This window comes from Citrobacter sp. EC_71, from assembly GCF_019584005.1.
Taxonomy (GTDB): Bacteria; Pseudomonadota; Gammaproteobacteria; order Enterobacterales; family Enterobacteriaceae; genus Citrobacter; species Citrobacter werkmanii.
In genome coordinates this window covers 1-13,438 of sequence record NZ_VDAY01000044.1, presented here as the reverse complement: position 1 = coordinate 13,438, position 13,438 = coordinate 1, and the positions used below count along the sequence as shown (strand labels likewise).

At 57.6% G+C, this 13,438-nt stretch carries 11 protein-coding genes and 2 pseudogenes; 8 read left to right on the top strand and 5 right to left on the bottom strand.

The genetic code is table 11. From position 1 onward, the window contains the following. The 3 genes from dhaT to FHD02_RS23760 form a co-directional block, all read left to right on the top strand. Positions 1 to 944 (top strand): 1,3-propanediol dehydrogenase (gene dhaT, locus FHD02_RS23770; protein WP_220394376.1); only part of this gene is annotated, 944 nt, incomplete at its 5' end. Positions 945 to 960: 16 nt separating this feature from the next. Beyond that, positions 961 to 1,314 (top strand): glycerol dehydratase reactivase beta/small subunit family protein, encoded by a 354-nt coding sequence (locus FHD02_RS23765; RefSeq protein ID WP_007372188.1) that lies wholly within the window; start codon positions 961 to 963, stop codon positions 1,312 to 1,314. After that, a complete protein-coding gene (locus FHD02_RS23760; protein ID WP_007372187.1) occupies positions 1,315 to 1,845 on the top strand; it encodes a cob(I)yrinic acid a,c-diamide adenosyltransferase in 531 nt (176 codons plus the stop codon). Here the strand turns inward: FHD02_RS23760 and dhaR are convergent. Both dhaR and FHD02_RS23750 read right to left on the bottom strand, forming a co-directional pair. Next, positions 1,823 to 3,748, bottom strand: a complete 1,926-nt coding sequence (gene dhaR, locus FHD02_RS23755) for a dihydroxyacetone kinase operon transcriptional regulator DhaR (RefSeq protein WP_009653098.1) — start codon at positions 3,746 to 3,748, stop codon at positions 1,823 to 1,825. The two genes, FHD02_RS23760 and dhaR, sit on opposite strands and share 23 nt — an antisense overlap. An 89-nt stretch (positions 3,749 to 3,837) precedes the next feature. After that, entirely contained in the window at positions 3,838 to 4,935 is a 1,098-nt protein-coding gene (locus tag FHD02_RS23750; protein WP_007372185.1) for a glycerol dehydrogenase, read from the bottom strand. Between the two features lie 560 nt (positions 4,936 to 5,495). Between FHD02_RS23750 and FHD02_RS23745 the strand changes: the two are divergent. Next, positions 5,496 to 5,711 (top strand): annotated as a pseudogene (locus FHD02_RS23745) (dihydroxyacetone kinase subunit DhaK); the annotation flags it as partial. Here the strand turns inward: FHD02_RS23745 and FHD02_RS24925 are convergent. Next, positions 5,701 to 5,850, bottom strand: a pseudogene (locus FHD02_RS24925) (hypothetical protein); the annotation flags it as partial. The pseudogenes FHD02_RS23745 and FHD02_RS24925 overlap by 11 nt on opposite strands. Positions 5,851 to 5,963: 113 nt before the next feature. Then, positions 5,964 to 7,061, bottom strand: a complete 1,098-nt coding sequence (locus FHD02_RS23740) for a glycerol dehydrogenase (RefSeq protein ID WP_007372182.1) — start codon at positions 7,059 to 7,061, stop codon at positions 5,964 to 5,966. Between the two features lie 556 nt (positions 7,062 to 7,617). On the opposite strand from FHD02_RS23740, the gene dhaK reads away from it, so the two are divergent. From dhaK to FHD02_RS23720, 4 genes are all read left to right on the top strand, one after another. After that, positions 7,618 to 8,688, top strand: coding sequence for a dihydroxyacetone kinase subunit DhaK (gene dhaK / locus FHD02_RS23735; RefSeq protein ID WP_007372180.1), 1,071 nt, complete (start codon positions 7,618 to 7,620; stop codon positions 8,686 to 8,688). A 10-nt stretch (positions 8,689 to 8,698) separates the two neighbouring features. Continuing rightward, a complete protein-coding gene (dhaL, locus tag FHD02_RS23730) occupies positions 8,699 to 9,331 on the top strand; it encodes a dihydroxyacetone kinase subunit DhaL (RefSeq protein WP_007372179.1) in 633 nt (210 codons plus the stop codon). A gap of 10 nt (positions 9,332 to 9,341) precedes the next feature. Then, complete coding sequence (gene dhaM / locus FHD02_RS23725) at positions 9,342 to 10,760, top strand: dihydroxyacetone kinase phosphoryl donor subunit DhaM (protein ID WP_007372178.1); 1,419 nt, start codon at positions 9,342 to 9,344, stop codon at positions 10,758 to 10,760. Positions 10,761 to 10,834: 74 nt separating this feature from the next. Then, a complete protein-coding gene (locus FHD02_RS23720; protein ID WP_007372177.1) occupies positions 10,835 to 12,484 on the top strand; it encodes a glycerone kinase in 1,650 nt (549 codons plus the stop codon). A gap of 103 nt (positions 12,485 to 12,587) precedes the next feature. Here the strand turns inward: FHD02_RS23720 and FHD02_RS23715 are convergent, their stop codons facing one another. After that, positions 12,588 to 13,358 carry a siderophore-interacting protein gene (locus FHD02_RS23715; protein WP_007372176.1) on the bottom strand — a complete coding sequence of 257 codons (771 nt, stop codon included), beginning with the start codon at positions 13,356 to 13,358 and terminating at the stop codon, positions 12,588 to 12,590. Positions 13,359 to 13,438: the final 80 nt, after the last annotated feature.

Genomic DNA, 13,438 nt, shown 5'->3' with positions numbered 1-13,438 from the left:
CAAACCCTAAAGACACCAACGTGCGCGACGGCCTGGACGTTTTTCGTAAAGAGCAATGCGATATCATCGTTACCGTCGGCGGTGGTAGCCCGCATGACTGCGGTAAAGGCATCGGTATCGCGGCGACGCACGAAGGCGATCTCTATAGCTATGCCGGGATTGAAACCCTGACCAATCCGCTGCCGCCGATCGTCGCGGTGAATACCACCGCCGGTACCGCCAGCGAAGTCACCCGTCACTGCGTGCTGACCAATACCAAAACCAAAGTGAAGTTTGTGATTGTCAGCTGGCGCAACCTGCCGTCGGTTTCCATTAATGACCCACTGCTGATGCTCGGCAAACCTGCGCCACTGACTGCGGCAACAGGAATGGACGCCCTGACCCACGCCGTTGAGGCCTATATTTCAAAAGATGCCAACCCGGTTACCGACGCCGCCGCTATCCAGGCAATTCGTCTGATCGCCCGCAACTTACGCCAGGCCGTAGCACTGGGCAGCAACCTGAAAGCTCGCGAGAATATGGCCTATGCCTCTTTGCTGGCGGGTATGGCCTTCAACAACGCCAACCTTGGCTACGTTCACGCGATGGCGCATCAGCTTGGCGGTCTGTACGACATGCCGCACGGCGTAGCAAATGCCGTCCTGCTGCCGCACGTGGCGCGCTATAACCTGATCGCTAATCCGGAGAAATTTGCCGACATCGCGGAGTTTATGGGTGAGAACACTGACGGTCTGTCCACCATGGATGCTGCCGAGCTGGCGATTCGCGCCATCGCTCGCCTGTCAGCCGATATCGGTATTCCGCAGCATCTGCGCGAGCTGGGCGTCAAAGAAGCCGATTTCCCGTATATGGCGGAAATGGCGCTGAAAGACGGCAATGCCTTCTCCAACCCGCGTAAAGGTAACGAGAAAGAAATTGCCGGGATCTTCCGTCAGGCATTCTGATCAATAAGGGGGCGCAATGTCACTTTCATCACCGGGCGTACATCTGTTTTATCACTCACGCTGGCAGGATACGCGCGTGCTTGATGAACTATGCTGGGGGCTGGAAGAGCAAGGCGTCCCTTGCCGGACAATCTGTTGCGACGAGCATGACTGCGCGCTGGCCCTCAGCAAGCTGGCGGCTAAAAGCTCAACGCTACGCGTGGGTCTCGGCCTCAGCGCCAGTGGTGATATTGCCCTAACCCACGCCCAGCTACCCGAGGATCGGGCGCTGGTCTGCGGGCATATCGCCGCTGGGATAGCCAGCATCCGCACGCTCGGCGCCAATGCGGGCCAACTGGTCAAAGTGCTTCCCTTCAGCGAGATAAAATAAATGTATCGCATCTATACCCGAACCGGTGATAAAGGCACGACCGCGCTATTTGGCGGCAGCCGTATCGACAAAGACGACATCCGCGTTAACGCCTATGGTACGGTGGATGAACTGATTTCCCAGCTTGGCGTCTGCTATGCCAGCTCGCGCCAGGCAGAATTACGCCAGGATCTGCATGCCATCCAGAAGATGCTGTTTGTGCTGGGGGCGGAACTCGCCAGCGATGAGAAAGGTCTCGCCCGCTTAACGCAGACGATTAACGCCGAGGATATTCAGGCGCTGGAGCAACTTATTGATCGCAATATGGCGCAGAGCGGCCCCCTGAAAGAATTTGTCATTCCGGGGAAAAATCTGGCATCGGCACAACTACACGTGGCGCGCACCCTGGCACGGCGGCTGGAGCGGATCCTCATCGCGATGGACAAAAAGCTGACGTTACGCGATGAACCCAGGCGTTATATCAACCGGCTGTCGGATGCGCTGTTCTCCATGGCCAGAATCGAAGAAACTACTCCAGATGTTTGCGCTTAAACTGGCTGGCGTCGATGTCGTACTGCTTCATCTTACGCCACAAGGTGGTGCGACCAATATTCAGCAGTTGCGACATCTCCTGTACTCGCCCACTGGTGACACGGGCGGCATGGATAATCGCCTCTTTTTCGATAGCGGTAAACGTCAGGCTGGCTGGCAGCAGGGAAGACGCGGTCTCCAGACCGGGACGCTCGGCAAACAGATAATCAGGTAAATTACTCAGCCGGATATGCCCGTTATCGCTACTGATAGCGATGTTTTCGATAATGCTGTTCAGCTCGAAATCATTGCCCGGCCACGAATAAGCCACCAGTTGTGCCAGCGCGTCGTCGTCGATCTTCAGGCTGGATGAGAAGCGTTTTTTCAGGCTATTCAGTCGCGTATAAATCAGCGAGGGAATACTGTTACGCCGCGCCCGTAGCGGCGGGATAACAATCTCAAAAGAGTGCAGCGCGTAATACAGTTGGCGGCTAAAGCGGTTTTGCTCCACCAGATTAGCGAGATCAACCGTAGTGGTGGCGATCACTTTCACATCCACCGGAATCAGCCGACGGGCATCAAGACGGGTTAATACTCCCTGCTTAATCACCTGTAACAGCGCGGATTGCAGCTCCGGTGCCAGATATTCAATTTTCTCCAGAAACAGCGTGCCGCCGTTCGCCAGCTCAAGGCGGCTCAACCGACCATTTTCATCATCGGTAGGCGCACTGCCCATAAAATCCTGCCCCAGCACGCTGTTGGCATACAGCTGACAGTTCACGGCAATATACGGTCCGCTGGCGCGTTCGCTTTCATTGTGAATGGCCTGGCTCAGCAGCTCTTTCCCTACGCCCTCTTCCCCACACAGCAGGATCGGGAAACTCCCCCTTGCCGCCTGGCGACCAAAATGGATCAAGCGTCGGGTTTCCGGATCGTCCGTCGACATCTGCTCAAAGGTGTGGCTCACCTTACCAAGCTGGCTGGTCATCAGCTGACGCATTTGCTCCACCGGGTGCAGCAGCAGGATAAAGCTGTTGCCCTGCTCCTCAACAATCGGCTTCAGGGTGATAACAGCATCAACAAACTGGTGCTGGCTTTCAAAAGTGACTTCGACGTGATTCAGACCGCGGGCATGTTTAATTGCCCGACGCAGCAGCATGGGCATATTGAGCAGGTCGTGAATGTTTTTGCCCTGGCTGGCCTGCGCGTCGAGATGCAAAAGCAGCGCCGCGCGCGCATTGAGGAACTGCAACACCCCCTGCTCATTCCAGGCCATCACGCCATCATCCATGCTCTCCAGCAGCCCGTACATCTGGTTCAGATGGCGGTTGGATTCTGCCAGCAGGCTGTCGGTCAGCAATGAATTGCCGACTTCTCTGGCAATCGCCAGCGTCAGGGATAAATCAGAAACGGACTCATGTTCTACCAGACAGCACAATGAGATGGAGCCAAACAGATGCCCATGGTTATCGAACACCGGCGTCGAGCAGAACGACCACGGATGCAACGCCTGTTTAAAGTGCTGAGCGCCAGAGGTTTTTGTCGGCTGCCCCGGCATCGTCGCCAGCGACAGCGCACAACTGCCGATAATGCTTTCCGCGCAATAGCTGCCGTCGCGAAATCCAAGCTCCGCCAGCTGTTCTATCGTCTGCGGATCGCCGCAACGGCTGAGAATACAGGCTGATTCATCCAGAATCAGCAGTGCGCACGGACGACCGTCCATAAACTCCCAGGCATCTTCCAGCGCGGCCTGCGCAATCGTCAGCAGCGCCGTCTTGCGACGACAAATCGACTCAAAGGTCAGCCCTTGCGCCTGATGCGGCGCCTGCCAGGTTTCCCGCTGCATAAACTTGCTGCAACGATGCCAGGACTGGGCGAGAACCGAAGAGACTTCCTGCCCGATGCTATGCGTGTGCGCCGTCATATCCCTTTCCGCTGTTTTGCCATAGACAACCCCTCCGGCAGAGACTGTCAGAGGGGGAGAAGATGCTGGGTAAATTTACCTGTGCCCGATTAACGCGCCAGCCACTGCTGTCCCAGCAGGTCTGCCGTCAAAATAGCGGCATGTACGCTTTCAGGCGTCACCGGGAACGGCATATTGTGAATAGTTTCACCTTCTGCGCAGGTGGCTTTAGCCACGGCCATAATCTTGCCGTCAATGTCGTCTTTCACACCCATTTCCGCTAACGTTACCGGCAGGCCCACTTTCTGACAGAAATTCAGCACGGTTTCGATCTCTTCCATCGGGCTGTTCTGCAGCACCAGCTGCGCCAGCGTACCAAAGGCGACTTTTTCACCGTGGTACAGATGGTGGCACTCTTCCAGAATCGTAAAGCCGTTATGGATGGCATGTGCCCCCGCAAGGCCGCTGCTTTCAAAGCCGATACCGCTGAGGTAGGTGTTGGCTTCGACAATACGTTCCAGCGCATCGGTCACCACGCCAGCCTGGGCGGCTAAGCGTGCCTTTTCGCCTTCCGCCAGCAGGGTATCATAGCACAGGCGCGCCAGGCTCAGCGCCGCCACGGTGGACTGCCCGCCCGCCATGCTGGTCGCCCGAGCGTCATAACAGGCTTTCGCTTCAAACCAGGTCGAGAGCGCATCGCCCATCCCGGCCACCAGCAGACGTACCGGCGCTTTGGCAATAATTGCGGTATCCATCACCACCATATCCGGGTTTTTCGGGTAGATCAGATACTCTTCAAACTCACCCGCTTCGGTATAGATAACGGACAGCGCGCTGGTTGGCGCATCGGTTGAGGCGATGGTCGGGATCACCACTACCGGCAGCTTCTGGTAATAACCAATTGCTTTGGCGGTATCTAACGTTTTCCCACCGCCAATCCCAACCACGCCGCGGCAACCGTGTTTTTTCAGAATGGCAATCAGGCGATTAATTTCAACATGGCTGCATTCACCGTTGAAGCGTTCCGCGTGGCAGCTAATGTCATGGCTGTGCAGGCCATTGAGTACCTTTTCTCCCGCCAGCTTCATGACGAAGTCGTCCGCAATCACGAAAAAGCTGTCCGCCAGATTTTTAGCGTATTGACCAAATAAGGTAGAAGCGTCAGGACCCTGGAGATATTTGGCTGGAGATTGAATAACTTTTAGCATTCCTTTCATCCTCAAATAAGTACATGTTTTTACATGGTGAGCCCTGGCGTTAACCCGTTTAGCCTGATGTTGACGGCGAAAGCGGACGTACCGGAGCGATGTAATAACTGTATGGCGAGGCGTGTACAAAAAAATCTTTCGTCATTTTGTTCTGATATGGAACAGATAAAAATGACATGCGTTTCATATTGGAACGCTTAACCACAAAAATAATGAGATTTGCGATCTCGATCCGTTCCGTTACCGCGAAATTACCGACAAACACGATGATAAATTTCCCCAATTACGCGCCATCCTGGGTAAAGCCCCGCAAAAAAGACTGACTGCGCCGTGTGGCCTGCTCTGATCGCAGGAGGAAAAAGTCGAGCGAGTTCGCATTGTGATGATTTCTCGCCTAATTAAGTTTCATTTCGGAACAAAAAACAGCAATCACGTTTCGTAATGAAACTCATTTTCGTGTTGTTTTTTTCCATGCTGACTTCGCCAGAATCTCTCTATCGCCTCCGCACCATGAACATGCATTCGGGGGTTTGTCTTACACTCAACCTCGAGGAGCCGTTATGTCTCAATTCTTTTTTAATCAACGCCCCCATCTCGTTAGCGACGTGATCGACGGTACAATTATCACCAGCCCGTGGAATAACCTGGCGCGTCTGGAGAGCGATCCGGCCATTCGCATCGTGGTTCGCCGCGACCTTAACAAAAATAACGTGGCGGTGATCTCCGGCGGCGGTTCAGGACACGAACCCGCGCACGTTGGGTTTATTTGCGACGGCAGATCGATTCAAAGGTCAGCCCCTGCGCCTGATGCGGCGCCTGCCAGGTTTCACGCTGCATAAATTTGCTGCAGCGATGCCACGACTGGCTGATAACGGCTGAAACTTCATTTTCCGCACCCTGAGTCTGAGCTGTCATATCCCTTTTCCGCTGGAGTTAACACAGTTAAAACGACAAAACCCTCCGGCAGCGGCTGCCGGAGGGAGGAGTTGATGCCGCAATGCGCCGCGGCATAGAACCTTGTGAAAGACTTAACGCGCCAGCCACTGCTGCCCAAGCAGGTCCGCGGTAAGGATGGCGGCGTAGACGCTATCCGCGGTGACCGGGAACGGCATATTGTGGATGGTTTCGCCTTCCGCGCAGGTGGCTTTCGCCACCGCGTGGATTTTGCTTTCGATACCCTCTTTCACGCCCATCTGGGCAAGGGTGATCGGCAGGCCGACTTTTTCACAGAAGCCCATCACGGTTTCGATCTCTTCCAGCGGGCTATTTTGCAGTACCAGCTGCGCCAGGGTGCCGAAAGCGACTTTTTCGCCGTGATACAGATGGTGGCACTCTTCAAGGATGGTGAAACCGTTGTGAATCGCGTGCGCGCCGGCCAGGCCGCTGCTCTCAAAACCGATACCGCTCAGATAGGTGTTGGCTTCGACAATACGCTCCAGCGCATCGGTCACCACTCCAGCCTGAGCCGCCAGGCGTGCTTTTTCGCCTTCCGCCAGCAGCGTATCATAGCACAGGCGCGCCAGGCTCAAGGCCGCCGCCGTGGACTGCCCGCCCGCCATGCTGGTGGCTCGCGCATCGAAGCAGGCCTTGGCTTCAAACCAGGTGGAGAGCGCATCGCCCATCCCGGCCACCAGCAAGCGTACCGGCGCTTTGGCGATAATCGCCGTGTCCATCACCACCATATCCGGGTTTTTCGGGTAGATCAGATACTCTTCAAACTCGCCCGCCTCGGTGTAGATAACCGACAGCGCGCTGGTCGGCGCATCGGTTGAGGCAATTGTCGGGATCACCACCACCGGCAGCTTCTGGTAATAGCCGATCGCCTTCGCTGTATCGAGGGTTTTCCCGCCGCCGATACCCACCACGCCGCGGCAGCCGTGCTGCTTAAGAATGGCGATCAGGCGGTTGATTTCCGCATGGCTGCACTCGCCGTTAAACCGTTCCGCATGGCAGCTAATATTGTGGCTATGCAGGCCGTTCAATACTTTGTCGCCCGCCAACTTCATCACGAAGTCATCGGCGATAACAAAAAAGCTGTCGGCCAGGTTTTTAGCGTATTCGCCAAACAGCATGGCGGCATCAGGTCCCTGGAGATATTTGGCTGGAGATTGAATAACTTTTAGCATTCCTTTCACCCTCAAATAAGTGCGTATGTTGACACGTGAGCCCAGGCCGTCATGCCGCGGCGCCTGATATCAATGGCGCTTACAGCCACGCTGCCGGAGCGATGCATCCACTGTAGGGCGAGCCGCGGCGAAAAAAATTTTTCCCTTTTTTGTTCTGTTCTGAAACAGATAAAAAAATAATGCGTTTCACATTGAAACAATGTGACTGAGAAAGCGATGGGATTGAGATCGCGATCGGATCATTTTGGCAAAAAAGCCGCTATCGTCTCCCCTCTTTAACGCAGAAAATCGCCTCAATGCGGCACAATGGCGAAAAAAATCATCCTTGCCCCATTTCTGATAGCAGAAAAAAACGGACAAATTATTAGCGCTGGCTCGCATTTCTCCTGTTTATCGGCAATTAATGTTCCATAAAGGAACAAAAATTCTTTTCTACGTTCCGTTATGGAACCAATTTTGACGGCATTTTATTTTGCGCCCGCTCAGCCAGAATCACTACATCGCCGGGCTACCCTTATAGACAGGCGACCTCCCCCTACCCTACGGAGCATAAACAATGAAAAAACTGATTAACCGTGTGGAAGATGTACTGAGTGAACAGCTTATCGGCCTGGCGAAGGCGCATCCTGAACTGACGCTGCACCAGGACCCGGTCTATGTCACCCGCGCTGATGCACCGGTCGCCGGCAAAGTGGCGCTGCTCTCCGGCGGCGGCAGCGGACACGAACCGATGCACTGCGGCTACATCGGCCAGGGCATGCTCTCCGGCGCCTGTCCGGGGGAAATTTTCACCTCGCCGACGCCGGACAAAATGTTCGAATGCGCGATGCAGATTGACGGCGGCGAAGGCGTCCTGCTGATTATCAAAAACTATACCGGCGACATCCTGAATTTTGAGACCGCCACCGAGCTGCTGCACGAAAGTGGCGTTAAGGTTACCACCGTCGTGGTGGATGACGACGTGGCGGTAAAAGACAGCCTCTATACCGCCGGACGCCGCGGCGTCGCCAATACCGTGCTGATTGAAAAACTGGTCGGCGCCGCCGCCGAACGCGGCGACTCGCTGGAAGCCTGCGCTGAACTGGGCCGCCGTTTAAATAACCTTGGTCACTCGATTGGCATCGCGCTGGGCGCCTGCACCGTACCGGCCGCCGGACAGCCCTCCTTTACCCTGAAAGATGATGAGATGGAGTTCGGCGTCGGCATCCATGGCGAGCCGGGTATCGACCGCCGCCGCTTCAGCTCGCTCGACCAAACCGTCGATGAGATGGTCGATACCCTGCTGGAAAACGGCGCATACAGCCGCACGCTGCGCCAGTGGGATAACGTCAAGGGAGCGTGGCAGGAAGTGAAACAGAGCAAAACCGCGCTGCAAAACGGCGATCGGGTTATCGCGCTGGTCAATAACCTCGGCGCCACCCCGCTTTCCGAACTGTACGGCGTTTACAACCGCCTTGCCCAGCGCTGCGAAGCGTCCGGCATTGTGATTGAACGCAACCTCATCGGCAGCTACTGCACCTCGCTGGATATGGCGGGTTTCTCCATCACCCTGCTGAAAGCGGATGATGACACACTGGCGTTATGGGACGCCCCGGTCCATACCCCAGCGCTGAACTGGGGAAAATAAGGAGCACGACATGTCACTGAACAGAACGCAAATCGTCGACTGGCTGTACCGCTGTGGCGACATTTTCACCAAACAGAGCGATTTTCTCACCGGCCTTGATAAAGAGATCGGCGACGCCGACCACGGCCTCAATATGCATCGCGGCTTCAGCAAAGTGGTCGAAAAGCTGCCGTCGATCGCCGATAAAGACATCGGTTTTATTCTCAAGAATACCGGGATGACGCTGCTTTCCAACGTCGGCGGCGCCAGCGGCCCGCTGTTCGGCACCTTCTTTATCCGCGCCGCCCAGGTCACCCAGGCGCATCAGAGCCTGACCCTCGACGAGCTTTATCAGATGATCCGCGAAGGCGCGGACGGCGTCGTCAACCGTGGTAAAGCGGAGCCGGGCGATAAGACGATGTGCGACGTCTGGCTGCCGGTGGTGGAATCCCTGCGTCATTCCAGCGAGCAACATCTGTCTATCCCTGCCGCGCTGGATGCCGCCTGCGAAGTGGCCGAGCGCGCCGCCCACGCCACCATCACCATGCAGGCGCGTAAAGGCCGCGCCAGCTATCTCGGCGAGCGCAGCATCGGGCATCAGGATCCCGGCGCGACCTCGGTGCTGTTTATGGTTCAGATGCTGGCTGCCGCCGCCAAAGAGTAAGGAAATCGCGATGGTAAACCTGGTTATTGTTTCTCATAGCGCCCGGCTGGGCGAAGGTGTCGGAGAACTGGCCCGGCAGATGTTAATGAACGATGGCTGTAAGCTGGCGATCGCCGCCGGGATCGACGATCCCGACAGCCCGATCGGCACCGATCCGATTAAAGTCATGGAGGCGATCGAATCCGTCGCCGATACCGACCATGTTCTGGTGATGATGGATATCGGCAGCGCCCTGCTCAGCGCCGAAACCGCCCTCGATCTGCTCGATCCGGCGATGGCGGCAAAGGTGCGGCTGTGCGCCGCGCCGCTGGTCGAAGGGACGCTGGCGGCCACCGTCAGCGCCGCCTCCGGCGCCGGGATCGACAAAGTTATCGCCGATGCCATGAACGCCCTGGAAGCCAAGCGGGTTCAGCTGGGTTTACCTTCGCACACGCCTGACGCCGCCGCCCCAACGCTTGCTGACGACGGCGATGCTAAATCGGTTTCAGTCATTATTAACAATCACAACGGCCTGCACGTGCGTCCGGCATCAAAGCTGGTCGCCGCGCTGGCGGGTTTTAACGCCGACCTGGTGCTGGAGAAAAACGGCAAATGCGTCACCCCGGACAGTCTGAATCAAATCGCTCTGCTACAGGTGCGCCGCCACGATAAGCTGCGCCTGCTGGCCCGCGGTCCGGACGCCGATGCGGCGCTGGCGGCGTTTCAGGCGCTGGCCGCCGATAACTTCGGCGAGTCGCCGGAGGCGCAGCCGACAGCGGAACCCGCCATACCTGCGCGTGTTGAAGGCGCCGCGATGATTTATCCGCAGGCGCCGATCCAACCGGCGCTCCCCGCCGCCGCCGACATCGCCCGCGAGCAGCAGCGCCTGCGCCAGGCGATCGACCAGACGCTGGCCGATCTCAATGCGCTCACCGAGCTGGCGGAACACAAATTTAACGCCGATATCGCGGCGATCTTCGCCGGTCATCACACCTTGCTCGACGATGAAGATCTGTTTGATGCCGCCAACGATCGCCTGCTCACCGAACAGTGCTCGGCGGAATGGGCGTGGCATCAAGTGCTGATGGAGCTCAGCCAGCAGTATCGTCAGCTGGATGACGCCTATCTGCAGGCCCGTTATATCGATGTCGACGATATTCTGCAGCGCACGCTGCGCCATCTGCAGGGTATTAAGGAGACGCTGCCATTCGCCAGTGAGCCGACGATTATTATCGCCGACAATATTTATCCCTCGACTGTACTCCAACTGGATGCCAGCAAGGTCACCGGCCTGTGCCTGCGCGACGGCAGCGAACAGGCCCACGGCGCGATTATCGCCCGCGCGGCGGGGATCGCCTGGCTATGCCAGCAGGGCGAAGCGCTGAATGATATTCAGCCTGGCGAAGCCATCACGCTCGATATGCGTCTGCAACGTCTTATTCGTCGCTAAATCCACTTTGACCGTTACCACTCCGGGGGCCCGCCTCCGGAGGGTGAGTTTTCGCTTACTGATCAGGAACCACTATGTCTCAATTCTTTTTTAACCAGCGCGCCAGCCTCGTTAACGACGTGATCGAGGGAACCATTATTGCCAGCCCGTGGAACAACCTCGCCCGCCTGGAGAGCGACCCGGCGATCCGTGTAGTGGTACGCCGCGATCTGAATAAAAACAACGTGGCGGTGATTTCCGGCGGCGGCTCCGGCCATGAACCGGCGCACGTCGGCTTTATTGGTAAAGGCATGCTGACCGCCGCGGTCTGCGGCGATCTGTTCGCCTCGCCGAGCGTCGATGCGGTACTCACCGCGATTCAGGCGGTGACCGGCGAGGCGGGCTGTCTGCTGATCGTTAAAAACTACACCGGCGATCGGCTTAACTTCGGCCTCGCGGCGGAGAAAGCGCGCCGTCTTGGCTATAACGTAGAGATGCTGATCGTCGGCGACGATATTTCGCTGCCGGATAACAAACAGCCGCGCGGTATCGCCGGGACTATTCTTGTGCATAAGGTGGCGGGTTATTTCGCCGAGCGCGGCTTCAACCTCGCCACCGTCCTGCGTGAAGCGCAATACGCCGCCAACCATACCGCCAGCATCGGGGTGGCGCTGGCCAGCTGTCACCTGCCGCAGGAAGCGGAAAGCGCGCCGCGCCATCAGCCCGGCCACGCCGAGCTGGGGATGGGCATCCACGGCGAACCGGGAGCCTCGACGATCGCGACCCATAACAGCGCGGAAATCATGCAGATTATGGTAGAGAAGCTGACCGCCGCCCTACCTGAAACCGGCCGCCTGGCGGTGATGCTCAATAATCTCGGCGGCGTGTCGGTGGCCGAGATGGCGATTCTGACCCGCGAGCTGGCCAACACCCCACTCCATGCGCGCGTTGACTGGTTGATTGGCCCGGCTTCGCTGGTAACGGCGCTGGATATGAAAGGCTTCTCGCTGACCACTATCGTGCTGGAAGAGAGCATTGAAAAGGCGCTGCTGTCGGATGTCGAAACCGCCAGTTGGCAGAAGCCGGTGCAGCCGCGGGCTGTTAATATCATGCCGTCCGCGCTCGCCAGCGCACGCGTCGCCTTTACGCCATCGGCCAACCCGCAGGTGGGCGATTACGTGGCGCAGGTGACCAGCACCCTCTCCGGCCTCGAAACCCATCTCAACGCGCTTGACGCCAAAGTGGGCGACGGCGATACCGGCTCCACTTTCGCCGCTGGCGCGCGTGAGATTGCCGCTCTATTGCAACGCCAGCAACTGCCGCTCAATGATTTACCCACGCTGTTCGCGCTAATTGGCGAACGCCTGACGGTGGTGATGGGCGGCTCCAGCGGCGTATTGATGTCGATTTTCTTCACCGCCGCCGGGCAGAAGCTGGAGCAAGGCGCCAGCATGGCGGAAGCGCTGAACGCCGGTCTGGGGCAGATGAAATTTTACGGCGGCGCCGATGAGGGCGACCGGACGATGATTGACGCTCTACAGCCGGCGCTGGCGGCGCTGCTGGCCGAACCGGATAATCTGCAGGCCGCTTTCGCCGCGGCGCAGGCCGGCGCGGATCGCACCTGCCAGTCGAGCAAAGCCGGCGCCGGACGCGCCTCCTATCTCAATAGCGAGAGCCTGCTCGGCAATATGGACCCCGGCGCCCACGCGGTGGCGATGGTGTTTAAGGCGCTGGCGGAACGCTAAGCCTCACCCGGTGGCGCTGCGCTTACCGGGGCGACATAACACCATTGAAAGGTAGCCCGGAGAAGGCGCAACGCGCCGCCATCCGGGTTTACCACACTGCCGATTATTTGCTATGCCAGTACGCCTGCGAACGCACCAGTTGCTGATCGATACTCGGCTCCTCAAAGCGCGCCAGCAGCGATTTCACCACGCCGCCTTCTCCGGTCAGCCAGATAAAATAATCTTCTGACGGCACCTTGACCTGAGCCAGCCGCTCGGCGACGAACGCCGGGTTGTGGCCTACCACCCATTCGATATTAAAGCCGTCGAGATCCGCCAGATAATCTTTATACGAAGCATCCGCGACGGTGACGATGGCCGTCACCTGCGGCGTCACCGGCAGCTGACGTAATCCCAGCAGGCGACGGCGCAGCGCCGGCATGCCCGACTCGTCACAGACATAAAGCTGCCAGGCGTAATCTTCCGGCACCACCAGCGAGCCGCGCGGCCCGCCGATCACCAGCTTATCGCCGATGTTGGCTTCCAGCGCCCAGCGGCTGGCAATACCGCCATCGTGGATATAAAAATCGTAAGCCAGCTCGTGGCGTTCGGCATCGTACAGCGGCGTGTAGTCGCGGGTCGCCGGGCGCACGCCCTCGCCCCAGTTAATGCCTTCGTCGGTCACTTCCGGCGGCGTAAATACGCTGCCCGCCTGCGGGAAAAACAGTTTGGTGTGGTCGTCAAAACCTTGTGAAACAAAGCCATCCAGCGCCTCGCCCCCCAGCACGATCCGCTGGAACGCCTGGCCGATACGCTCAACGCGCAGCACGGTTAATTCGCGAAAACGTAGTTCGTTACGCACGCGCTGTGGGTAGCGTGAGGTGTTTTTTGTCATTTTTTCGCCTTCGTGAAGATAATACGATATATCTAAATTTATTTTTAAATGATAATGATTGCTAATCAAAAAGATTGCAA